At 42.3% G+C, this 22,287-nt stretch carries 21 protein-coding genes; 5 read left to right on the top strand and 16 right to left on the bottom strand.

What is annotated here, in order from left to right; translation table 11 throughout:
* Positions 1-5: 5 nt before the first annotated feature.
* Together AC1DYB_RS15930 and AC1DYB_RS15925 are read left to right on the top strand one after the other, a co-directional pair.
* Positions 6-803: an FHA domain-containing protein gene (locus AC1DYB_RS15930; protein WP_477436363.1), complete on the top strand. Its 798-nt coding sequence runs from the start codon at positions 6-8 to the stop codon at positions 801-803.
* Positions 804-821: 18 nt separating this feature from the next.
* On the top strand, positions 822-1,379 hold the full coding sequence (locus tag AC1DYB_RS15925) for a hypothetical protein (protein ID WP_477396899.1): 558 nt from the start codon (positions 822-824) through the stop codon (positions 1,377-1,379).
* A 790-nt stretch (positions 1,380-2,169) separates the two neighbouring features.
* Here AC1DYB_RS15925 and AC1DYB_RS15920 read toward each other — a convergent pair.
* The 4 genes from AC1DYB_RS15920 to AC1DYB_RS15905 form a co-directional block, all read right to left on the bottom strand.
* Positions 2,170-3,054, bottom strand: coding sequence for an alpha/beta hydrolase (locus tag AC1DYB_RS15920; RefSeq protein ID WP_477396901.1), 885 nt, complete (start codon positions 3,052-3,054; stop codon positions 2,170-2,172).
* A gap of 92 nt (positions 3,055-3,146) precedes the next feature.
* Positions 3,147-3,527, bottom strand: a complete 381-nt coding sequence (locus AC1DYB_RS15915; protein WP_477436361.1) for a hypothetical protein — start codon at positions 3,525-3,527, stop codon at positions 3,147-3,149.
* Positions 3,528-3,618: 91 nt separating this feature from the next.
* A complete protein-coding gene (locus tag AC1DYB_RS15910) occupies positions 3,619-4,506 on the bottom strand; it encodes an alpha/beta hydrolase (RefSeq protein ID WP_477436359.1) in 888 nt (295 codons plus the stop codon).
* Between the two features lie 27 nt (positions 4,507-4,533).
* Positions 4,534-5,520 carry an MBL fold metallo-hydrolase gene (locus tag AC1DYB_RS15905; RefSeq protein ID WP_477436357.1) on the bottom strand — a complete coding sequence of 329 codons (987 nt, stop codon included), beginning with the start codon at positions 5,518-5,520 and terminating at the stop codon, positions 4,534-4,536.
* A 29-nt stretch (positions 5,521-5,549) separates the two neighbouring features.
* Here AC1DYB_RS15905 and AC1DYB_RS15900 point away from each other — a divergent pair, with 29 nt between their 5' ends.
* Positions 5,550-5,780, top strand: a complete 231-nt coding sequence (locus AC1DYB_RS15900) for a hypothetical protein (protein ID WP_477436355.1) — start codon at positions 5,550-5,552, stop codon at positions 5,778-5,780.
* A gap of 63 nt (positions 5,781-5,843) precedes the next feature.
* Here AC1DYB_RS15900 and AC1DYB_RS15895 read toward each other — a convergent pair whose 3' ends face one another.
* The 5 genes from AC1DYB_RS15895 to AC1DYB_RS15875 all read right to left on the bottom strand — a co-directional run bounded on the left by AC1DYB_RS15895 (position 5,844) and on the right by AC1DYB_RS15875 (position 10,373).
* Positions 5,844-6,986 carry an AI-2E family transporter gene (locus tag AC1DYB_RS15895; protein ID WP_295717334.1) on the bottom strand — a complete coding sequence of 381 codons (1,143 nt, stop codon included), beginning with the start codon at positions 6,984-6,986 and terminating at the stop codon, positions 5,844-5,846.
* Between the two features lie 286 nt (positions 6,987-7,272).
* The gene (locus AC1DYB_RS15890; protein ID WP_477436353.1) at positions 7,273-7,776 is read right to left on the bottom strand and encodes a hypothetical protein; all 504 of its coding nucleotides are present in this window, start codon (positions 7,774-7,776) and stop codon (positions 7,273-7,275) included.
* Between the two features lie 81 nt (positions 7,777-7,857).
* Complete coding sequence (locus AC1DYB_RS15885) at positions 7,858-8,835, bottom strand: Gfo/Idh/MocA family protein (protein ID WP_477436351.1); 978 nt, start codon at positions 8,833-8,835, stop codon at positions 7,858-7,860.
* A gap of 118 nt (positions 8,836-8,953) precedes the next feature.
* Positions 8,954-9,943 (bottom strand): L-glyceraldehyde 3-phosphate reductase, encoded by a 990-nt coding sequence (mgrA, locus tag AC1DYB_RS15880; protein ID WP_477436349.1) that lies wholly within the window; start codon positions 9,941-9,943, stop codon positions 8,954-8,956.
* Between the two features lie 94 nt (positions 9,944-10,037).
* Positions 10,038-10,373 (bottom strand): winged helix-turn-helix transcriptional regulator, encoded by a 336-nt coding sequence (locus tag AC1DYB_RS15875; RefSeq protein ID WP_477396917.1) that lies wholly within the window; start codon positions 10,371-10,373, stop codon positions 10,038-10,040.
* Positions 10,374-10,491: 118 nt separating this feature from the next.
* On the opposite strand from AC1DYB_RS15875, the gene AC1DYB_RS15870 reads away from it, so the two are divergent.
* Positions 10,492-10,983, top strand: coding sequence for a lipocalin-like domain-containing protein (locus AC1DYB_RS15870; RefSeq protein WP_477436347.1), 492 nt, complete (start codon positions 10,492-10,494; stop codon positions 10,981-10,983).
* Between the two features lie 181 nt (positions 10,984-11,164).
* Here the strand turns inward: AC1DYB_RS15870 and AC1DYB_RS15865 are convergent, their stop codons facing one another.
* The 7 genes from AC1DYB_RS15865 to AC1DYB_RS15835 form a co-directional block, all read right to left on the bottom strand.
* Positions 11,165-12,478, bottom strand: coding sequence for a bifunctional folylpolyglutamate synthase/dihydrofolate synthase (locus tag AC1DYB_RS15865; RefSeq protein WP_477436345.1), 1,314 nt, complete (start codon positions 12,476-12,478; stop codon positions 11,165-11,167).
* A gap of 129 nt (positions 12,479-12,607) precedes the next feature.
* The gene (locus tag AC1DYB_RS15860; protein WP_295717318.1) at positions 12,608-13,423 is read right to left on the bottom strand and encodes an energy transducer TonB; all 816 of its coding nucleotides are present in this window, start codon (positions 13,421-13,423) and stop codon (positions 12,608-12,610) included.
* Positions 13,424-13,559: 136 nt separating this feature from the next.
* Complete coding sequence (locus AC1DYB_RS15855) at positions 13,560-13,961, bottom strand: ExbD/TolR family protein (RefSeq protein ID WP_477398387.1); 402 nt, start codon at positions 13,959-13,961, stop codon at positions 13,560-13,562.
* Positions 13,958-14,671 (bottom strand): MotA/TolQ/ExbB proton channel family protein, encoded by a 714-nt coding sequence (locus tag AC1DYB_RS15850; RefSeq protein WP_295717314.1) that lies wholly within the window; start codon positions 14,669-14,671, stop codon positions 13,958-13,960. The genes AC1DYB_RS15855 and AC1DYB_RS15850 overlap by 4 nt, the downstream gene beginning before the upstream one ends.
* Positions 14,668-15,780 carry an HU domain-containing protein gene (locus AC1DYB_RS15845; protein ID WP_477436343.1) on the bottom strand — a complete coding sequence of 371 codons (1,113 nt, stop codon included), beginning with the start codon at positions 15,778-15,780 and terminating at the stop codon, positions 14,668-14,670. The genes AC1DYB_RS15850 and AC1DYB_RS15845 overlap by 4 nt, the downstream gene beginning before the upstream one ends.
* 36 nt (positions 15,781-15,816) lie before the next feature.
* Positions 15,817-17,712, bottom strand: a complete 1,896-nt coding sequence (locus tag AC1DYB_RS15840) for a hypothetical protein (protein WP_477436341.1) — start codon at positions 17,710-17,712, stop codon at positions 15,817-15,819.
* A gap of 36 nt (positions 17,713-17,748) precedes the next feature.
* Positions 17,749-20,871 carry a tetratricopeptide repeat protein gene (locus AC1DYB_RS15835; RefSeq protein WP_295717309.1) on the bottom strand — a complete coding sequence of 1,041 codons (3,123 nt, stop codon included), beginning with the start codon at positions 20,869-20,871 and terminating at the stop codon, positions 17,749-17,751.
* A 273-nt stretch (positions 20,872-21,144) separates the two neighbouring features.
* Here AC1DYB_RS15835 and AC1DYB_RS15830 point away from each other — a divergent pair, with 273 nt between their 5' ends.
* A complete protein-coding gene (locus AC1DYB_RS15830) occupies positions 21,145-22,242 on the top strand; it encodes a PD-(D/E)XK nuclease family protein (RefSeq protein WP_477436339.1) in 1,098 nt (365 codons plus the stop codon).
* The last annotated feature ends 45 nt before the right edge of the window (positions 22,243-22,287 follow it).

The raw sequence follows: 22,287 nt of genomic DNA, 5'->3' as shown, positions 1-22,287 counted from the left end.
AGAACATGGCATTTAATTTTTTTAGTAAAAGCGGTGGCGAAAAGCGCTCTGTGGATGTAAAAAGCCTGCGCGATGCCTTATTGCGTTTTATAAAGGAAGCTCTGCAAAAGGTAGAAGGCGGCGAGGGCAGGCATATTAAAGAGCTGCTGCTGTACGTTGCCCCCATTGCAGAAGAAAAGCATTTATATGAAGGTGCGGTTTACGTGCACGAAAAAGAAGTTTTCCGTAATGAGGTTCAAAGAATAGCAGATGATTACGCTATTGATCTGCCGGAAGACTGGACGATAGAAGTTTTATTCACCGATGAATTTCCGGCCGAAGCTTCTAAAATTCCCGGGCTCGACGCTGCTTTCCTGATGCATACCCGCAGGCAGGTTGCCCATAATGCTTCATCGGCAATAGCCTATATCCGGATATTGAATGGCGAGGCCGAACAGGAAGAATATGTTGTTAAGGCGACGGATGGTAAGATCAATATTGGCCGGGATAAAAAAGCGGTTACGGATAATGGATCGTACCGGTTAAATAAGATCATATTCCCGGCTACTAGTGATGATGAAAGCAATAAATTTATCAGCCGCCAGCATGCGCATATTGAATGGAACAAGGATGCCGAGTGCTTTATGATTTTTGCGGATGAAGGAGGCGTACCTCCGCGTAATAAAACCAAGATCCATATCGCTGCTGATGATAAGTTGATAAAACTAAACTCTACCCAGATAGGGCATCCCATGAACGAAGGCGACCAGGTGATTTTAGGAGAATCGGCAGTATTTTTATTTAGCGTTAAAGCCGAAGGATAGTAGAGGAGTTTTATTGAAATGATCAGGAAGATATTTTTATTGGTTTTAATAGTTGGCATAAGTGCTTTAGCGCACGCGCAAACTGCCGATGAGGTTTACAATACCTATATTGATTTTAACGAAGCCAGGCTGAACGCGGATGCGGACAGAGCAATGACCCTTGCCGATAAAATTCTGCCCGATACAGCCAAACTAACACAAAAGGTACGCACCAGTTTTTATAATTTCCTGGCTAAATTATATGAGGAGGATAATCAAAGTATAAAGGCCATTAAGTACTATCAATTGGTTATAGCCGCCCAGCCGAATTATTATATAGCGCACCGCGCATTGGGTTACCTGTATCTTAAAGATATGCAGGGCAAACAAACGGTGGTTGATATTGCCTACATTACCAAAGCAAAAAACGCCCTGCCCCACCTTGAAAAAGCCCAGGCCTGCGAGCCAGATGATAATACACTCACGATTATTAAGGTGCTTTACAAAAATTTACATGATGAAAAGGCCATCGATACGCTACCCGCACGTATGGAGTCGCTAAAGAAAAATTGCATCGATCTGTTAAGTGATCAGTAAGCTGCGGATGTGCGGATGTGCAGATGTGCAGATTTTAGATGTGCAGATTTCAGATGATGATTTTATGCTTTAAATTAATCGGCGTGATGCCCGCTTTTTAGCTTTCGAACTCCCTCAGGCTAATGTTGGTTTGTGGACCCATCTTTTCGTCCCCTCAGGGTCTCCTTGAAAAGGGACCCTGAGGGCGCTTGTTGGGTATAAATGCAATTCTAGCTACATGGCTCCTCAGGGTCCTCTGCGAGAGACCCTGAGGGGACTGAATGTGCAGATTTTAGATGTGCAGATATGCAGATGTGCAAATTTAGATGTGCAGATTTCAGATGATGATTTTCGTCCCCTCAGGGTCTCCTTGAAAAGAGACCCTGAGGGCGCTTGTTGGGTATAAATGCAATCCTAACTACATGGCTCCTCAGGGTCCTCTGCGAGAGACCCTCAATGTTATGAAGTTAGGAGAGTGATGGGTTGCTCTAGAGGAGCAAAAGCTTTGTAGAAAAACATAAATAAATTGTCTTTTGCGTGCCAGAGGTACGCTACCTAAGGTTCCGTACCTCTGGCACGGAGGTTCATTTTTGCTTTTTTGCTACAAAGCTATTCCCCCGCTGGGGGAGAAACTCATTAACTTAATAGCATTGGAGAGGCCCTGAGGGCGCTTGTTGGGTATAAATGCAATTCTAACTACATGGCTCCTCAGGGTCCTCTGCGAGAGACCCTGAAGGGATTGAATGTGCAGATCTAAAATCTGCATATCTGCACATTTGAAATCTGCACATCTTTTTTCCATCTGCACATCTTATTTTTGCCTGAAACTATCGCCTATAAACTCCAGGGCGTCGGTAATGCCGGTTCGCCAGTAGGTCCAGGTGTGGGCACCATCGCGGATGCGGAACTCATGAGGCACTTTCTTTTCCATTAATGCAATGTGCAGCAGTGAATTTCCTTTGCTTAAAGCGTCGTCGTCACCGCAATCTATCCAGTAACGTACATCTTTCAAATCATCGGTAGTTTTGCTTTGTACCAAACCCAATATGGAATTTGCTTTCCAGGTATCATTCAACCGTTCGGTACCTTTAAGGTTCGGACCGAATATTTTGCTGTATACTTCTGTCCAGCGGGCATCGGGTATGGCAGCAAAATCCTCATCGCTGCGTACTGCGGCGCTAAAGGCTGCCGCTGCCGAGAACATATCCGGGTGTTTTATGCTGTAAATTAGTGTACCATAGCCACCCATGGATAGCCCCGCAACGGCACGGTATTTTTTGCTTGTTTTAATGCGGTACTCCTTTTCAACAGTTGGGATAAACTCTTTGAAAAAGAAATCCTCATAGTTTTGTTTGCCATCGTAGGAGTTGATATAAAATGTAGCCTTTGCATCCGGCATCACAATAATCATCGGTGGTATTTTACCTTCGGCAATGGCTTTATCGGCATAGCGGTTAACCTCGCCAAACTGTAACCAGCCGGTTTGATCGTCACCATAGCCGTGCAGGAGGTATACTACCGGGTAGTTTCGGTTTGATGACTCGTAATCTGCGGGCAGGTAAATGGCATATTTTACATTATGCCCTAAAATATCGCTTTTAACGTTTTGCTCTTCAATTACTTTACCAACCGGAATGTGCTGCGCAAACGCGGTTGACGCGGATAGAAAAAGGCAGATTAAGATAAGTTTTTTCATTTGTAAATATTTTAGTTAGGAGCCGTATTTATTGCATTAGTAGTTATCACCAGCACATTTAATTTAAAATTCGCATATCTGCATATCTAACCTCAGTCGGCGTCCCTTACCCAGGGTTCTTCGCCAACAAGAGCTATGTTAAAAAGGGTAGCATCAATTTTAAATTTCCAGGTGATGTTTTCGTGTTTGTCGTTTTTAATATCGCTGCAGGTAAAAAAGTAATAAACCTTAAACTCGCATTTAAATGCCCCGTTTAAATTATCAGCATTAAAGGTTGCCTGAACTATATCAAACTCCCGCACCTCCGGCGCTCCGCCTTCGTCATAAAAGTAGGCTGCAAGGCTCCGGCATAGGTTAGTATGATTTTTTTTATCCTCAAACACCTGATTCAAAAACTGTTCAACGGAAATTTCACCACCCGATAACTTCCCGAGAATATCCGCAGAAAACGATAATTCAAAATCTTGTGCCATATCCAGGTATCAAGTAAATAATATCAAAAACATTAATAATCCGTACATCTATAATCTGCACATTTGAAATCTGCATATCTGCAATCGCAGCTTACTTCTGCCTAAAGCTATCACCCATAAAAATAAGCGCGTTGGTGATGCCGGTGCGCCAATAGGTCCAGTTATGGGCACCGTCGCGGATACGAAATTCGTGCGGCACTTTCTTTTCGGTAAGGGCGATATGCAGCAGGCAGTTTCCTTTGGTTAAAAAATCATCGTCGCCGCAATCTATCCAGTAGCGCACTTTGCTTAAGTCTTCTGCCGTTTTGTTTTGCACCAGGTCTAAAACTGAATTAGCTTCCCATGCCTTGTTTATCCGGTCTTTTCCCTTTAATCCGCGGCCATACAATTGACCAAAAACTTTTTCATAATTCTCATCAGCCTGGCCGATCATCTGATCACCAGGTAATACGGCCGCGCTTAAAGCAGCCGCAGCCGAAAACAACTGAGGGTATTTAATAGCATATATAAGGGTGCCATAACCACCCATTGAAAGGCCAGCAACGCCACGGTATTGTTTTTCGGTTTTTATGCGATAGGCTTGTTCAATATGCGGCATAAATTCTTTAATGAAAAAGTCCTCGTATTTTTCCTTACCATCATAAGAGTTAATGTACCAGCTCGAATCGGCATTAGGCATCACGATGATCATCGGCGGGATGGTACCATCGGCAATGGCTTTATCGGCATAACGGTTTATCTCTCCAAACTGCAGCCAGCCGGTATTATCATCAGTATAGCCATGTAAAAGATATACAACCGGGTAAGTACGGTTGGCGCTTTCATAATCGGCAGGTAAGTAAATGGTGAACTTTACATTACGTTTAAGAATTTTACTTTTAACAGTTTGTTCCTCAATTACCTTGCCCTGTTGCGCATAAGAGCTGCTTACGCTTAAAAGGAAGCAAAACAGCAAGCTGTTTTTTAAGATGTTTTTCATGTATTTGGTTTGGTTTTTGGCTGATAATTAAAAAGTTAAAGGTTTGCCCTGTTCAGGATAAATCAGGTTTAATTGCAATTTATTTTGTGCCCTGAGCTGTGCTTTTATTTTACTCATGTTTTTAACCGGTGGTTTTAGGTGGGTAACAACTATGTTTAATCCCTTTAATTCCTGTTTACCGGTTAAGGCGGCCAGCTTATTCATTTCCACCATGAGCCAATTGGGTGTAAGGTGACCAAACAGTGTTTTATCGGGCTGCTCATTAGGGAAAGATACTTCTATTAAAATAGCTTTTAACTGTTTGTTTTTAATAAGGGGAGTAATGGCCTGCCAAAGGTTTTGCAGGTTTTGGCTTTTTTCTATTTCGTCGGGACCGGTATCTCCCAGATATAAAACATAAGCATTGTTACTGTGTACTAAAAAGGCGGTGCTGGTAAGGTTTGAGTGGCTAAGGGGGAATGCCTGCACCTTCATATCAGTATTCTCTATGGCGGTTTCGTTACCGGGATTAAGCACCTGGTAATGGAATTTTTTTAACGCCGGGGTTTCGCCCTGATCGGCAAAGTTGGCCCAGCTTGCCCAGGTAAAATAATGTGTTTTTAGGGTTTCGAGCGTGCTTTGTAAGCCGTAGATATTTTTGGTACTGTCATCTGGCGAATTAATGATCAATCCGGCGAGGTGATCGAGATGGGCGTGCGATATAAAATATCCTTTGATGTATTGCCTCAATACGGTTTCTGACGGTGCGGTAAAAGCCTTATTTTCAATGGCTTTTTTAATGCCGTAGTGCAGGGTGCCGGCATCTAAACAGATATAATTATTGGTTCCATTGGCGGCCAGCATGTAGGCCGATAGGTTGCTTTCGTCGATACCACCCCAAACGCCCAGGGGCACCAACCTAAAGGCAGCAGTACTTTTGACCTGCGCCAATGTAAAAAAAGGCAGTAAAAGAAATATGACAATAATTAGTGAGGTATGCTTACGGGTCATTAACGGTAGTTTTTCAATTGCCATTATAAAACAATTGTTAAAGCACTAAATTAATGATATACCCATCAATTAAGCAAAATAAAATAAGTGTTTCAAAAATGATACCTGGTGGCCAGGCATCGCTCGCAAAAGAATTTTTTTATAGGGAGCCAAAACAGAAAAATTTTAAAAACGGGGCCACGCTTACGCCTGGTAGTAAGGGCTTGCTTACACTTTTTGCACCTGTAAACCGGGCGCAGGTTATTACTAACAATTTGCATTATTTTAAAGGGGTATCTTTATGATACAAATTTAAAATAAATTGCAAACAGTTAAAATGAGCAGATCAATTTTAAAAAAAAAGTAATTTACTCGACTTCGATTTTGGGGACTGCCACTTTGTTGTCCTCATTATCACCGCCCAACAGGTAACCCCAGGGCTTAAGACTTTCTATCCTGTCAAAAATAATTTTAAAAATAGCGATCACCGGAATGGAAAGAAACATGCCCGAAAGTCCCCAGACCATTTCGCCTACTATAATGCCAATGAATGAGATGAGCGCGTTAAGCCGTACTTTTGAACCTACAATTGTTGGCAATAGAAAGTTAGCATCAACAGCATGGATAGATATTACACTCACTATAACCGTAATGGTTTTGCCAATATTACCGGTTGCAAAGGTGATAATAGCGCTAAGTAATAAGGCGGTAAAAATACCTATATAAGGTATAATGTTAAATAAACCTACAATAATGCCAAGTAATACGGCATATTTTATACCTATCCACCAAAAAATGGTAATAGCCACGCTGGCCACAATTGCCATTTCAAGCAGTAAGCCCAGTATGTATTGTCTTAAGATGCTTTGAATGTTCTCTACAATATCCATCACCACGTGCGAGTTTTCGTCTCTGAAAACCCAGATGATAAAACGGAGCAGCAAGCGTCTGTAAAGCAATATGAAAAAGGTAAATATGAGGATAAATACATAAAATATCATGAGTGATGATATGGCCCCGAAGGTTGTACCCACCACATCGGTGCCCGATGCCATGATTTTTTTAGATGCATCGTTAACATACTTTAGTTGACTGCTGGCATTTATGTGGATAGCTGATTGTATCCACTCCTGCAGATCATGTAGCGATTGGATAACCTGGTTTTTAAGCATTGGCCAGTCGTTGGCTAAATTGGAGATCTGCGAGCCTACCAGGTACAATATGGAACCTACCAAAGCTACCATTAAAAGTATGGATACCAGGGACGACATACTGCGTGGCAAGCGTAGTTTTTTCTCTAAAAAATTGGAAACCGGCAACAGTAAAATAGCAAATATGAACCCAAAGATGAGCGGATCAAGAATATCTTTACCTACAATGATGAGGTATCCGAGGGCTAAAAAACCAATTAAAGTAAGTGCAAGACGTTCGTAAAAAGGGGCTATAAGTTTCTTTGCCGGCATATGGTAGAGGTTATATTCTGTTTTTTGATATGGGTAACGAATATTCATATCAGATGTTTGAAGATACAAAAATATTGATCAACAAAATTTATCCTTTTATTTTGTAGTGAGCTTTGTAAATCTGCACAAACCCGGGAAGGGTAATACGGGATAATTCTGCAACAGGCAAGGCGGAGACATTGCAAGCGAGAATGTCCTGTGGGATGCCGATCCGTCAGCCGACGGACGGCACGACGTTCGTTTTTGAATATCGAACGCTCTGACTATAGAAAAGGGAAAAGCCATTGTAAAGACGCGATTTCCTTGCATCTATACAATGGCTTTGTTTAAAAATCTATTTAAAATCAGTAGTTATCCAGCTGGCTAAATTGCCTTCTTTATTAATTTCAATCAGCTTCTCTACATCATCATCTTTTTTGTGCGATTCTTCGATGTTGTATTTGGCTATCATGGCTCTTAATGCTACCAGGTTGGCTGTGTTTTTGTCAAAGTTGGTTTTATGTTGTATGGCAAATTTGGCATATTGCGAGGTGTAGGTAAATAACAGCTCGGGGTTTTGATCTGACAGGTCATTAACTGCTTTGTTGATGGTTATGGAAACGTTATGAGCTCCCTGCACCCAGGCCAGGATAAACAAGCGGGCTACCCGTCTTTTATCTCTTTTGTCTTTCCAGCCGGTTTGTTGCAGCCAATCGGCCGTGGTTATTACCTGTGGTTCGTACATGGCAAAGTCGGCATCGGTTTGTAGAACATAGTTCATGGGCACATCAAATTTTTGTGCCCTTGTAGTTAAGCTAAAAGCAGTTAGTGCTACTAAAAGTATTAAAGTCGTCTTCATTTTTGTTTTTACGGGATTAATTAAACCAACGGAATTCCAAACGCAGAATTTCATGGATGTTTACTAATAAGGAAAAACCGTTCAATTAGTTTTTGTAAAGGCATCCAAAATATCCATTAATACAACGGCCTCGTCAATAGAGCAGGGGTTGGGGCCTTCATTTTTAAAGTAAGCCACAATCTTTTCTATCATTGGCTGCTGTATATGCTGCGGATGCTGAAACGTTATAGTTTCGTCCTCTGTGTCGGTTTTCCAGTTTATATAATTGCCAAAGAAGGGGAAGGTGATCTTCCCTTTTGTGCCGATGATTTCGCAGGTATCGGTGGCCACATTTTCGGCAACGTTAAAACACCAGGAGCCGTTGACCACTACCTTGTTTTTAAATAAAATCTGTCCGCAAACATGATCGTCGGCCGGGGTGGAGGCTGATTGATTAAGCGAGAAGCCATGATATTTCTCCGGCTCACCAAAATAAAACAACATCAAATCGAGCTGATGAGGGGCAAGGTCATGAAAATACCCACCGCCAGAGAATTCAGGAAGTACCCGCCAGTTGGTTTCAACATCGGCAATGAGTTTAGGCTTGCGACTTTGCCACATCCTGATCTGTACGGTACGCACATCGCCAATTTTTTGCTCATCCAACAGCTTTTTTACGGCCAAGAACATGGGTACTGCCCGGCGGTAATGGGCCACTGTTAGTTTAGAGTTGCCTTGCCTCACCGCATCAGCCATGGCACGCGCCTCGGCGGCATTACGGGTAACCGGTTTTTCTACATATACATTAAACCCTTTTTGCAAAGCACTTAAAGCATAATCCAGGTGCGATGATGGGGGAGTGGCAATGTAAATGGCATTTATATCCGCATCGCTCATCATTGCATCCGCGTCATTATACCATTTGCTCACCCCGTGCCTGCTGGCGTAGTCGGCAGCTTTGGCGGCATCACGGCGCATTACGGCAATAAGATCGCTATCCGCAATTTTTTTAAATGCCGGTCCGCTTTTTTTTTCGGTTACATCGCCGCAACCAATAATGCCCCAATTGATAGTAGCCATATATAGAAGCCCCCTCTAAATCTCCCCCTAAAGGGGGAGACTTTTAAAATTAAAATTTAATAAATTCAATATCGTATCGCAACTGCATTTCTGCTCCCCCTTTAGGGGGCCGGGGGGCCTAAGCCAATATCACCTCTATCTGCGCCAGTTCATCAGCAGAAAAAGCAATATTATCCAAAGCCTTTAATGAATCGGCCAGTTGCTCGGCGCGGCTTGCACCAATCAGTACCGATGTAACCCTGTTATCTTTTAATAACCAGGCTAATGCCATTTGGGCAAGTGTTTGGCCGCGTTGCAGTGCAAGGTCATTAAGGCGTTTTATCTGGCTTAGCCTTTCTTCGGTTATCTGGTTTACCTGTAAAAATCCGGTTGCCTTTGCCGCTCTGGAATCTTCAGGGATACCATGCAGGTATTTGTTGGTTAGTAATCCCTGCGCCAATGGCGAGAATGGGATACAGCCAACACCTTCATTACCCAATACATCCATTAAACCACCTTCAACCCAACGCTCAAACATAGAGTATTTGGGCTGATGGATAAGGCATGGCGTACCTAAGTCTTTTAATATTTTGATAGCTTTTGCAGCTTCTTCGGCAGGATAGTTGGAGATACCAGCGTATAAAGCCTTACCCTGGCGAACGATGAGGTCAAGCGCTGCCATGGTTTCTTCAAGCGGTGTTTCGGGATCCGGGCGGTGGTGATAAAAAATATCTACATAATCCAGCTCCATACGTTTTAAACTTTGATCTAAACTGGCAACCAGGTATTTTTTTGAACCCCAATCGCCGTAAGGGCCGTCCCACATGGTGTAGCCGGCTTTACTGCTGATGATCATTTCATCGCGATAACCACGGAAATCTTCTTTTAAAATACGACCGAAATTTTCCTCGGCTGAGCCCGGAGGCGGACCGTAATTGTTTGCCAGATCGAAATGGGTAATGCCGCTATCAAAAGCGAGATGTAAAATTTTACGGTAGTTTTCGGTAACATCAACATGCCCGAAATTGTGCCATAAACCCAGCGAAATGGCCGGTAATTTGATACCGCTGTTACCACAACGGCGATATTGCATTTTTTGATACCTATCTGCAGATGGAACGTATGTCATATATAAAAGGTAAGAATAGTTTGGTTTTTAATGTTCGTAAAAATAGAATTTTATATAGATAACCGAAGTAAATATTTTGTGATGATTGCTGGTTTTATGGCATAGCTTCCACATTATTAGTCAGCATTTGCTGTTTGGCCCAATCTCTTAATAAGGATAAAAAGGGGAGCAATTCCCTGCCGGTTTCGGTAAGTTCATATTCAACTTTGGGTGGTACTTCCACGTAAACTTTGCGGGTGAGCAAGCCATCGTCTTCCAGTTCTCTTAATGCCTGGGTAAGCATTTTTGGGGTAACGCCGGTAACTGTTTTACGCAATTCGCCATATCGCAGGATGCCAGTTCGTAATCGCCATAAAATGCGACCTTTATATTTACCGCCTATACGTTGAAAGGCGTAGTCTATTCCACATTTGGGCAGCTGTCTTTTCATTTTTTTATCTGTTAGTCAAAAATAATATAGCTGATTTACAGGTTGGTAACTTTTAAGTGACCGGGTTACTTTTTTGTGCCTACTTGATAAAGGTACAGCACAAATATAACTTTGATACATGAAAACCAACCTGATAATCATATTTTGTGTAATGAGTAGCCTGCTGGGATCGGCTCAAAAAAAGGAAACCAAACTAACCGGGACTTATGCATTGGTTGCCGTAGATAACATTCTTGCTGATGGCAGCCGGGTTCATTTATATGGGGATGCCCCGCAAGGCTTATTGATATTTGATGGGCAAGGTCATTATGCCTTACAGATCTTTAGCCAGGGGCGACAAAAGTTTGCTGCCAATGATAAAAGTAAAGGCACCGATGAGGAGAACCGTGCTGCAGTAAAAGGCAGTAATGCCCATTTTGGCACATATGCCGTTGATGAGGCTAATGGAACTATCACCTTTAATATTCAGCATGCCTCATTCCCTAACTGGGAGGGGACAAAACAGAAAAGGCCGTTTACCCTTATTGGTAATATTTTTAAGTATAGTGTGCCTGCGCCAACTACAGGAGGTGCTGTAACGGGGGAGGTGGTGTGGAGGAAGGTTGAATAGTCTGAATCAGAATTTACAGAATTTGAGAATTAACAGAATTTTCCACGCGTCATTGCTGCGAGGTACGAAGCAATCTCTACATAGGCAGGTCGAACTTGTATAGTCCCCTCTGTAGAGCTTAGAGATTGCTTCGTTCCTCGCAATGACGATCTGTTTATCACTCCTGTTCAGATAATCTAAATCATACAACCTCTGCCACCACAAAAGTACTTCCCCCCACAAAAATCAGGTCATTTTTACCGGCATTGTGTTGCGCTGATTGCAGGGCTTGCTTTACCGAAGGGTAAGCCTCCCCGTGCAAATTAAAGCTTTCGGCTTTAAGCTTTAAGCTTTCGGCTTCCAGCCCACGGGGAATATCTGGTTTGCAGAAATAGTAGGTAGCATCTTTGGGCAACATGGCTAATACTTTGGTAATATCCTTATCATTCACCATACCGATTACAAAATGGAGGTGCTGGTAGTCAACAGCAGCAATGTTTTTCATTACTTCCTCAATGCCATCGGGGTTATGCCCTGTATCGCAAATGGTAAGTGGGTGTTGGCTCAATGTTTCCCAACGACCATGTAAGCCGGTTAAGGTTTTTACCTGTGATAAGGCTGTTCGAATATGGTCATCACTGATATTGAATCCCTGCGAACGCAATTCTTCAACAGCAGATAAAACCGTTTTTACATTTTTAAGCTGATAAGAGCCAGTAAGGTCGAGATGAATGGTGAGTGGTGAATGGTGAGTGGTGAGTGGTGAGTTTTTTATAACATTTAACTCAAGCAAGTCGTTTTTTGAATCTTGACTTTTGGTGTTTGATTTTTCAACCTCCCAAACATCAGATGCAAACAAAATATCAGTCACTTCCTTTGCCGCTTTATCAATAAATACCTGAGCTGTTTCGGGCTGATTTTCGCCAATAACTACTGGGATGCCCGGCTTAATGATGCCGGCTTTTTCTGATGCGATGAGTTGTAGCGTATCGCCCAAAAGGTTCATGTGGTCCCAGCCGATATTGGTAATTACTGATAACAGGGGAGTGATGATATTGGTGGAATCCAACCGGCCACCAAGGCCAACCTCAATAACGGCAATGTCTACTTTTTCATTAGCGAAGATTTCAAAAGCCAGGCCCACGGTCATTTCAAAAAAGGATGGAGCTATCTCATCAAAATCATTTTTGTGGGCGGCAACAAAATCAATCACCGTTTGCTCGCTGATCATCTGCCCGTTTATGCGGATCCGTTCTCTGAAATCTTTTAAATGTGGCGATGTATATAAACCCGTTTTATAGCCCGCGGTTTGTAAAATAGCGGCAAGCATATGTGATGTGGAACCTTTGCCATTGGTGCCGCCAACATGTACACTTTTAAACCGATGCTGCGGATTGCCTAAACGTTTACAAAGCTCAATGGTATTATTTAAATCAGCTTTAAATGCCGAAGCCCCGTCCCGGGTAAACATGGGGAGTTGGGTGTAAAGGTATTGGATGGTATCGTTATAGTCCATTTGGGAGGTTGGCAGTTTTCAGTTGGCAGTTGATGTTAGTGAGTTCAGCGGCAACTATTGTTAATTAAAAATGCAAAGCTATTAATTGACTGTGCAAACTGCAAACTACCTACTGCAAACGGATGACTATTAATTCACCTTAAATACAAATACAACAGTACCTACCTGTGTTTCTGGTGCGGAGTCGAGCGGATTAAGCTTGGAATTTTTAACGGCATCTTCGCATTTCTGGAGCAGCGCTGCATCAGAAATGGTTGTACCGCGCGCGCCGGCACGTGCATAAACCACGTTGCCATCTTTATCAACCCTGATATCAACCATAATCTTGCCGCTTTGGCGGTTATCATCACTCACAGCAGGACGGCTTACAAAGCTACGTTGTGACATATTGAGGTTACCACCGTTGCCAGATCCTGTTCCGTTATAGTTATTGGTTAAGGTTGTCCCGGTTGGCTTGCCCTGGTTGCCGGGTTTGGCGCCTGTTCCGTCGCCTTCACCGGTACCTGTGGTTGCTTTGCCTTTATATAGCGCGTTTTGGTTTACTACAGGTTTAGTTACAGTTTTTGTAGGCTGGGCCGCGGTTACCGTATTGGTAGGCTTTTTGGTCGGAGTCGCCACTTCAGGGGCATCTTCGTTATTTTGAGTTACAACAGCTTTGTCGCTGCTTTCTGGCTGCGGTTTTTCTTCCGTTGGTTTTTCGGGGGTAACCTTATCCGGTTTGGTATGGTTTGCTTTTTCGGCTACAGAAGGCTCTTCGGTGCTCATATAGTCGCTACCCATACCTTCATCAACCGTGCCGTAATTTACCAATATGCCACCGGTACCATCCTCGGTTTTGGGTGGGTTTTGAAACACGATAAAATAACACGCGGCTATCAACACAGTCATGATTATGCCTGTTGCTAAAAACGCTTTCGGATAGTTATTTTCTTCCCTGTATTCCATTTTCTGTATCAAGTATTTAGTATCAAGTATCAAGACAGCGTCTTTGTTAGTATAGGGTCAAGTATCAGGGCGGCTGCAATAATTGATTGTAAGCTCATGAAAATCTTGATACTTGATACTAACTACTTGATACTTTCTATCCCTTCGGCTCTGTTGCCAGAACCAGTTTGATGTTTAATTTTTGTGCTATATCCATTACCTGTACCACATCCTGTATGGCTACTGTTTTATCAACATATAAAACAATGGTAAGTTCTGTTGCCAGTGTTTTATAACCCGAAAGGGTAGTTTGCAGGGCATCTACCGGTATTTCTTTTTTATCAACGTAATATTTCAGATCCTTGGTTACCGAAACTGTTATTGTTTTTTTTGATACTGATTGCCCGCTTGATGATTTGGGCAATACCAGTTTTATAACGTTAGGGTTTGTAACTGTTGACGCGATGAGGAAAAACAAAAGCAGGAAGAACATGATATCGTTCATGGCCGAGGTGTGAACCTCTGCCGATGCACCTCTATGTCTTTTTCTTAAATTCATTTGCTCGGCTCCTCTAACAGGTCAATAAATTCAATAGCATCGGTTTCCAGTTTCAGGATCACCTTATCAACCATCATATTTAAAATATGGTAGCAAACGTAAGCAACTATACCCACCATTAAACCGGCGGCCGACGTTACCATTTTTACATATAACCCTCCAGATATAACGCCCATACTGATGTTATCTGTTTTTGAAATATCATAAAATATTTTAATTACCCCGGCAATGGTACCCAGGAAACCAAACATGGGTGCAATACCGGCTACAATACCCAATATCCCTATGTTTTTTTCCAGCTTTGATACTTCCAGCTTGCCAACGTTTTCAATAGCGCCTTCAATATCTTTTATAGGGCGACCGATACGTAACAAACCTTTTTGCAGCATGCGGCCCAAAGGCGAATTGCTGTTACGGCAAATAGCAATGGCCGATTCTAAATTACCAGTGTGTATGCTTGAACGTACCTGGACCATCAGGTTCGATTCGTCTCGTGAAGCTTTGCGTATGGTGAAAAAACGTTCGAAAAATATAACCAGGCCCAGTACGGCCAGTATCCCGATAGGTACCATTACCCAACCACCCTTTATCAACAGATCGCCAAAACGTAATTCCTCTGGAGGTTGTGCCAACTGTGTGGCTGTATGATTAGCGGTATCTACTAAATGTTTTGCTGTATCTGTTACTTGCTGTATGAATAATAAAGTCATTTCTGAGTGTTAGTGAGTTGTTGAGAATATGAATCTTTGTATATTTTTTTTGAATCAATTAATTTTTGTCTTGCTGCTTCGGCTTCAGCAGAGGAGGCAAAACTGCCAATAATAACTTTAATACGCTGGCCGGTTCCCGGGCCAGTTAATATTCTTGCTTCCACTCCCCTTGCTTTCAGGTCCTTTATAAAAAGCTCGCTTTTTGCTGCTGTTTTAAATGAGCCCGCATAAATTACGAAAACAGGTTTAGCGACAGTGTCTGTATTTGCCACAGGCTTATTTAACGCCGAATCGGGTTGGGAAATTGCTTTTGTGCTATCTATCGGTGTATTGGCTTTTTTTACTGTATCAGTATCGGGTTTAACTACCGGCGTTGCCTTTGGCGCAACGGGTAGTTGAATTTCTTCGCCTTTAGAAAAGTTTAGCAGGCTGGGTTTGTACCTGTAAACCCCGAATAATGCAGCCGCCAAAACCACTACTATAATTGAAATAATGACCCAGATGCTTATACCGCGTTTTGGCTCAGATTCCTCTTCAACATATTCTTCTGCTTCCTGCAAATCAGCTGATGCAACAGGCACTTGTAGCTCCCTTATTGGTGGCGGAAGTGGCAAAGGCTCTGTTGTAGTAGCTGCGGTAGCTTCCTGTATTGGTGGTGGTACCGGTGTAGATGCTTGTACTTCGGGTTCGGCCAGCTGGTTTAATTTTTTTATGCTAACGGCTTCATAACCATAAAAAAGCGCATTATCGGTATTGGTTACCTGCGATTTAAAGGCGATTTTGCCCTTATCCATATAAAACCAGCCCAGGTCGGCAAATGGTACTTCCTGCAGGGAAACTTCTTGTTTTAAAGCGGTTATATATTTATCAGTAAAGTACTTTGATGAAGCCAGCGAAATCTTTTTCTTTTCGGCAATGTACTGAGTTAAGGTATCATCGCCCTCAAGTGTTTGCGGATCAAATTGTATTTTATAACCGGGCGGATAAAATTTACGCTCGGCCTCATTATAGGTGGCACTTACACGTACGTGCACAAAATAGCCCAGGCCTGGCACGCTTATTTCGCCGTGCTGGCCCAACAGTTCACTTAAATAGTTGGCTATATCCATTTGCTAAAAGTACGGTTTATTGTAAATATCAAATTCTTAAAACGAGAAACCGACGCCGCCAAAGATATTAAATCCGTAGTTAGGATAGTATATCCAGGTTTGATATCCTGAGTTTAAAATGTTATTTGCCTGTGCAAACACGGTAATTACCGGTGTTACGCGGTACTCAACACCTCCATTCAGATCGGCAAATGAGCTAATAGAACGGTTTTGTGTTAACAAATTGGTGTTTGGGGTAGGTGTTCCTAATGGTCCTGGCACAATTCCGAAAGGCCTGTCATAAGCGTCTCCACGGATCAGTAATGAACCTGTTATGCTTACTTTGTTATTGATATGTATGGCGGTACCGGCGGTTAATAAAAACTTGGGCAGGTTCCAGGCCTCTTTTTCGGTGTTCATTTTATAGTCCTTAAACTCAACGCGACCAAAAATATTTACATCATCGGTTGCTTTAAAGTCCAGCTCGCCATTAAAACCAGTTACGCGCGAGCGGCCATTATCATATATCACAATAAATTTATAGCCTTCGTTAGTTTGATTGCTTACCAATAGCGGCATATCTTTCACACTATTGCGAAATACCGATGCCTTGAAACTAAGCCCGGGAGCCAATGTGCCTTTTAAACCAGCGCTGATATCCAACTGATCAACAGAGTTTTTTAACTGGATGTTTTTATCGATATAAGGATTGATGGCGGCAAAATCACGGATGGACGCGCGGTTGATATCGCCCTTGGCTTCTACAAACAGGCGCACATATTTAGGGATCACCTGGTACTCCAGCTTAGCTGCCGGGAATATGAAGAAGCGGTTAAAGTCACCAAATTCTTTTTCAATGTTTACGCCCGCATCAATTTTATAATTGGTACCCTGGAATTTAATATAGGGGTTTAACCTCAGGATACTGTTGTTTAAATTGTAAAGGCTATCCTTTGGATTGCTTAAATCAATAGATGCGCTTAAGCCAGTATAAAATTGCTTAATGGTTTGGTTTAAAAATCCGGATAAAACAATGTTACTTTCCTTTGCCTGGTAAGCATTGCTAAACGAATAACCCTTTAATTTTACTGCATAAGTAAAATCGTTTTCAACATCCTTAAAGTTTTTTGCCAGCTCAACTTCACCGCTTATTTCGCTAAAGTGTTGTTTTTGGGGGGCGAATGTTAACGGGATGGAATCAGGGTGACCATAAAAATAAACGCCCTGGCGTTTGTAGTTGATACGGCCACTGATGTTGTTTTCTGAATTGATGCTTTTAATGAATACACCAACCTCATCCTTGCTTTCGTTTTGTTTTTCCCATGATCCGGCTTGCGAAAAATGTTTCAGGAAACCACCAACCTGCAAAGCCTGGTCGCGACCGTTGCCAAAATAGGCTTCGCCAAGTAGGGTTTTTAAACTACCAACACCAGCTTTCACATAATTGTTAAGCAGTACAGAATCCTGCTCGGCCGGTCTTTTTTGTGGGTCGAGGTGTTTTATTTCAGAGTCCTGGTCAAGTTTTTTATCTAAAGTAGTATAGGTAAGTGGTGCTTTAAACGGCGCTTTATCTTCCAGATCGGGGTTACGGCGAATTTTAACAGCATCGGCTAATACCGGTTTGTATGCTGTGGTTATCACTATTTCTTCGGAAACACTGCTGCCATTTGATGGGTTTGCACCATTACCGCCTTTTTTGGTAGTATCCTGGCTTGCTTTTGCCGCTGCATCGCCCAGGCTTTTTGAAGCGCCTGCATCAGCTTTTTTTGTGCCCGGTTTTGTAGTTGCTTTTTTTACGGGCTTGGCTGTTGCTTTAGCCGGGGTTTTTGCCTTTGCTTTAGCTGCTGTTTTTACTATTGCCTTTTTCGCGGGTTTCTTTGTTTGCGCTTGTGCAGGAACAAAGTATAATGCTATTATTAAGGTAAGCAGCGTGTAGGTGTATCTTGAGTTCATTGCTTGTCTTCTTTTTTATTATTCTTTGGGATCCTGTTAGTTTTGAGATGGAGTTTTAGTGGTATCTGCCGGTGCCGATTTATTACTATCGTCAGTAGCAGGAACGGCAGGTGCAGCGGTCTTGCTTGCTTTGCCTCCATTTAATACATCCAGTTTTTGTTTGGCTGTTGATAGTATCTCATCATCGGCCTTATAGTTATCAATAATGCTTTGCAGCGTTGCCTTAGCCTGGAAATTATCTTTTAAAGCCTTATAGTTATCGGCCAACAAAATATAGGTTTTAGCTATCCAGTAATCATAGTTTGGCATTTCTTTGGCCAGGTCAAAACACATTTTTTGCGATGTTTTGTAACGGCCTTTTAAATACTCCACAAGGGCCACATTGTATTTAGCTTCGGCAGCGGCTACTGTTTTGGTGTTGGTAATGGTGTAATTAAGTTCCTTAACAGCAGTTGTGGTATCGCCGCGTTGCAGGTAAGCCTTGCCAGCATATAAACCGGTACGGAACTTATCTTCCTGTGCCGATTTTTCGTTTTCCCTAACCAGTTTTACGTAGTTAAGTACATCATCCGGCATTTGCATTTCAGCGTAGCAAAGCATCAGGTTATTAACGGCAAAAGTATAATCGGCCTTGTATTCGGCGTTTGTTTCTAACCTTTTCAGGAACACTATGGCTTCATTATATTTTTTCTGTTGTATGTACAGCTTGGCCATCGCGATGAGTGATTTTTCACTGTACGCACTTGTCCAGTCGTTTAGGATCAAATTGTAATCGGCAACAGCTTCCTGGGTCCTGTTCAGGTTGGTTAAGCTTTGCGCCCTTATAAACCTTGCTTGTTTTTCATAGATCTGTTTTGCCGGAAACTTATCAAAATAGGCATTTACAGCACCTAAGGTACCTTGCCAGTCGCCTTTTAAATAAAGGTTATTGGCCGCGGTGATCATGATGCTCTCCTGATCGGCAGTGGTATAGTTACCAATTGGGGTAGTAGTAGCGTAATTGATAAATGTTTGCGCGTCGCCCTTATCGGTATATATTTTTTCTATCTGTTTAAGAGCTTGCTTGGCTTCATCAGTTGATGAATAGTCCTGTATCACTTTTTTAAATGATTCAACAGCCAGGTCATCACTGCCGGCATTGTAGTCAATTAAACCAATAGTAACCAACGCACGCGGCACGTAGCTGCTGCGCGGATATTTCTGGATCATGGCCTGCAGGTCTGTTTTGGCCTTTTCACCGTCAGTTTTCAGGAAATAGGTATAAGCGATCTCGAACGATGCATCATCCGCGTAATCAGAATTAGGGAACTTGTTCAGCACATCATTCAGTGTACTTATCTTGGTATCAAGCGATCCCTGTAAACCCTGGATCATACCACGCTGAAATAAAGCGTAATCTTCGCCCTGGTTGTGCATGGCAATAATGCGGTTGTAATATTCCAATGCCTTGCCGTAGCTTTTTAACACAAAGTAGCTATCGCCAATACGGGTTATAGCATCATTTTGTGTGCTTGCATCTTTTACATCGCCGGCTAAAAATTTCTCAAAGTAGTTAGCGGCTTTTTTATATTGTTCGCCATAAAATGCGGCGTAAGCTAAGGCATAGTTGGCGTAGTTGGCAACATCTGTTTCCTTAGCCTCGGGCATGGCCAAAAACTGTTCAAACGTTTCAACCGATTCTGAGTATTTACGTACCTCATACATGGACTCGGCCATCCAGTAGGTGGTAAGTGCTTCTGTTTTACTATCAACAGGGTTTTTTAACGAGCGCAGGAAAATACCTATAGCGTTTTCAAACGCGCGTTCATTATAAAACTCCAATCCGCGGTAATAGGTAACTTTTTGGTAGGCTATCTGCGCGCTTTGTGATTTATTGGGGATGGGTTCCAGTATGTCAACCGCTTCCTTGTAATTGCGGGAGTTTAAAAGTTCCTCGCCCAGTAATACCTTCATTTCATCGTTACGGCGTGAGCGTGGATAATTTTTAAGGTATAATCTTGTAGCCGCAAGTGCATCAGTATTAAAATCAAGCTCGTATGATAATTTGGCGTACTCATACAAGGCATCTTCCTGTAGTTGCTTATCATAAGTAAGCCTTGATGCATTAAGGAAAGCGTTGCGGGCGCTCTGCTTATTATTCATCTTCAGGAAAACATCACCAAGGGTGTAATTACCGCTTTGGCTGTATATATCTTTTTGCTCCACCAGTTTTTCCAGTTCGGTAGATGCCTGTGCATAATTACCAACTTTATAAAAGGTATAGCCTATTTGGTAGCTATCCTGCGTGTTTTGGGTACGGCCCTGGTCGCGGTCCTGGAAACGGCCATAATATTTAACCGCATTATCATAATCTGTTTTAGCAAAATATGATGCCGCTATAATGCGCAGCATCTCGGTTTCGTTTTGCTGATGTGTGCTGTTTACAATAGGTACAGCGTAATGGATCACATCATCATAGCGTTTATCTAAAAAGTAAACGGCAGATATGTAGTAAGGATAGCTGTTTTGGTATTTTTTTGAATTTTTTAGTCTTTCAAAATTTACCAATGCCAGGTGATAATCTTTATTAAGATAAGCTATGTAAGCAAAGTAATAGGTGGCGTCCTCGGTAAATTCAGTCTTTTTGGCTTTTACCTCGGCAAAAAGCAATTGGGCATCCTTAAAGTTACCTATAGAAAAATAGGCATAGCCTTTTCTAAACTTGTATTCGGTATTATCGTGCCCGTTAAGTTCAACGGCCTGTACTTTATCAAACCATTCCAATGATTTTTCATAATTGCCCTGTTTAAAGTATGATTTACCAATCTGAAAGTAAGCTTGCCTGGTAAGCGGGTTTTCGGGATGTTCTTTAATGAAGCGCAAAAACATGCTTTCGGCATCGTCATTATTTAAATTGAGCGCGCAAAAAGCCTCGTAATACTGGCTGTTTTCTTTAACCAGCGATAGGTCTGATTCAAACTGCGGTTGGGTTGTTGTTTTAAGCCGGGATGCTTCAACAAGGCGGAATTGCTCGGCAGCAGACACGTATTTACCTTTATCCATCAGATCGATAGCTGAGTGATAAGTGCGGTAAACTTTGGCAGATGGGTTTTGCTGGGCAAGGGCGTTTGAAGCAATAAATACCGGGATTAGCAGGGGGATGTATCTTTTTTTGATCATAAAGCGCATACTAACGATGGTGCTAAAATAGCGAAACGAAAAAGGGTAATTCACATAAGTAGTTAACAAATGTGGAAAACACTTTTATTAACGAAGGTAATACTAAACATGATATGTGTGTGGAAAACTTTAAAATTGAAGCACATTCCACAGCCGTTTGGCGTTTGGGCCAAAAGTAACTAATTACCATAATTTGCTGCAATTTTTTTGAATATTGGACGTGAGGAATGATATATTTTGCTGGGTGTTTGTTTAATTTTTGCTATGATCCTGATGAACAATTGTAAAAAACGCTTCATGTACAGGATGGTCATGTTGATGATTATTTTGGTTCACGCTATGTTTTGTAAAGCACAAAAAACAAACGGCCCGATTGTTTTAAATGATCAGCAATTTTTGTTTTCGGCAACGGAGTTTTATATAGCCGATGTGGTGGATGACCGTGATGACCGTAGTGCTGTAGCCTGGTTACTTCCCGCCGCACAGGTAAACGGGCCGGCGTCAAAATACACCCTCGACCTGAAAGATGGCGCCTCATCAGCGATTAAACAATTCATCAGCAAGGGACTTGCTGTTAACAAGGGCCTGCGCCCCATCACTATCCATATTAAGAAGCTGCGACTGGAAGAAACGCTACAGGCAGGGGGGCGAATTGATGGAAAGTTAGCCGTGGTATTTTCCTTTGTGTTACGCAGGAACGGGAATGATGTGCAACTGATTGATTACAAAGGAGGATCAAACTATACGCGCACCTGGGGACAGCAAATGGATGTAGCCGGGTTATTGGGTAATGTAATTCAAGGTGGAATGGTTTATTTTAATACCTGGATAAACAAGCAGGCTGATACCAACATCAAATTGGCTAAAGGGGTAAAACTTGTTTTTACTGAGTACACAGAACAACCCGAAGGTGATACCATTTATTATGCGGCCAACCGGCCGATAAAATGGACCGATTTTCAGCAAAAGCCGCCCACAAGTAAGTATGAGGCCCAGGTTTTTCCCAGCTTTGGTTATGACGAGGAAGTGAAGATGGTAAAAGGAATAATTAATATCCATTTGAGTTTAAAAAGTTACCTTCCTAAAAGTGCTTGCTGGGTAAAAGAGGGGGCACAAACCGCCTACAACCTTAATCACGAGCAAAGGCATTTTGATATAGTAAAAATAGTGGCCATGCATTTTAAGCAACTATTGCTAAAAGAAAAGCTGACCATTGAAAATTATGATGGACCAATTAATGTTCAGTTCCTGGATTCGTTTCGTGAAATGAACGATATGGAAAAGCGCTATGATGACGAAACCAGCCACGGGATTGACCATGATGCACAGGAACAATGGAACAAGAAGATTGATAAGGAGTTGGGGAGGTAGCTGCGTAGATGTGCAGATTACAGATGTGCAGATTTCAGATGATAG

This window comes from Mucilaginibacter sp. P2_A4, from assembly GCF_056405015.1.
This window is presented reverse-complemented; position numbering and strand designations above follow the sequence as displayed.

Excerpts from the sequence above, each read along its gene's own strand:
- AC1DYB_RS15930 (WP_477436363.1), top strand. The coding sequence starts at position 6 with ATGGCATTTAATTTTTTTAGTAAAAGCGGTGGCGAAAAGCGCTCTGTG.
- AC1DYB_RS15925 (WP_477396899.1), top strand. The coding sequence starts at position 822 with ATGATCAGGAAGATATTTTTATTGGTTTTAATAGTTGGCATAAGTGCT.
- AC1DYB_RS15920 (WP_477396901.1), bottom strand. The coding sequence starts at position 3,054 with ATGAAAAAACTTATCTTAATCTGCCTTTTTCTATCCGCGTCAACCGCG.
- AC1DYB_RS15915 (WP_477436361.1), bottom strand. The coding sequence starts at position 3,527 with ATGGCACAAGATTTTGAATTATCGTTTTCTGCGGATATTCTCGGGAAG.
- AC1DYB_RS15910 (WP_477436359.1), bottom strand. The coding sequence starts at position 4,506 with ATGAAAAACATCTTAAAAAACAGCTTGCTGTTTTGCTTCCTTTTAAGC.
- AC1DYB_RS15905 (WP_477436357.1), bottom strand. The coding sequence starts at position 5,520 with ATGGCAATTGAAAAACTACCGTTAATGACCCGTAAGCATACCTCACTA.
- AC1DYB_RS15900 (WP_477436355.1), top strand. The coding sequence starts at position 5,550 with ATGATATACCCATCAATTAAGCAAAATAAAATAAGTGTTTCAAAAATG.
- AC1DYB_RS15895 (WP_295717334.1), bottom strand. The coding sequence starts at position 6,986 with ATGAATATTCGTTACCCATATCAAAAAACAGAATATAACCTCTACCAT.
- AC1DYB_RS15890 (WP_477436353.1), bottom strand. The coding sequence starts at position 7,776 with ATGAAGACGACTTTAATACTTTTAGTAGCACTAACTGCTTTTAGCTTA.
- AC1DYB_RS15885 (WP_477436351.1), bottom strand. The coding sequence starts at position 8,835 with ATGGCTACTATCAATTGGGGCATTATTGGTTGCGGCGATGTAACCGAA.
- mgrA (WP_477436349.1), bottom strand. The coding sequence starts at position 9,943 with ATGACATACGTTCCATCTGCAGATAGGTATCAAAAAATGCAATATCGC.
- AC1DYB_RS15875 (WP_477396917.1), bottom strand. The coding sequence starts at position 10,373 with ATGAAAAGACAGCTGCCCAAATGTGGAATAGACTACGCCTTTCAACGT.
- AC1DYB_RS15870 (WP_477436347.1), top strand. The coding sequence starts at position 10,492 with ATGAAAACCAACCTGATAATCATATTTTGTGTAATGAGTAGCCTGCTG.
- AC1DYB_RS15865 (WP_477436345.1), bottom strand. The coding sequence starts at position 12,478 with ATGGACTATAACGATACCATCCAATACCTTTACACCCAACTCCCCATG.
- AC1DYB_RS15860 (WP_295717318.1), bottom strand. The coding sequence starts at position 13,423 with ATGGAATACAGGGAAGAAAATAACTATCCGAAAGCGTTTTTAGCAACA.
- AC1DYB_RS15855 (WP_477398387.1), bottom strand. The coding sequence starts at position 13,961 with ATGAATTTAAGAAAAAGACATAGAGGTGCATCGGCAGAGGTTCACACC.
- AC1DYB_RS15850 (WP_295717314.1), bottom strand. The coding sequence starts at position 14,671 with ATGACTTTATTATTCATACAGCAAGTAACAGATACAGCAAAACATTTA.
- AC1DYB_RS15845 (WP_477436343.1), bottom strand. The coding sequence starts at position 15,780 with ATGGATATAGCCAACTATTTAAGTGAACTGTTGGGCCAGCACGGCGAA.
- AC1DYB_RS15840 (WP_477436341.1), bottom strand. The coding sequence starts at position 17,712 with ATGAACTCAAGATACACCTACACGCTGCTTACCTTAATAATAGCATTA.
- AC1DYB_RS15835 (WP_295717309.1), bottom strand. The coding sequence starts at position 20,871 with ATGATCAAAAAAAGATACATCCCCCTGCTAATCCCGGTATTTATTGCT.
- AC1DYB_RS15830 (WP_477436339.1), top strand. The coding sequence starts at position 21,145 with ATGAACAATTGTAAAAAACGCTTCATGTACAGGATGGTCATGTTGATG.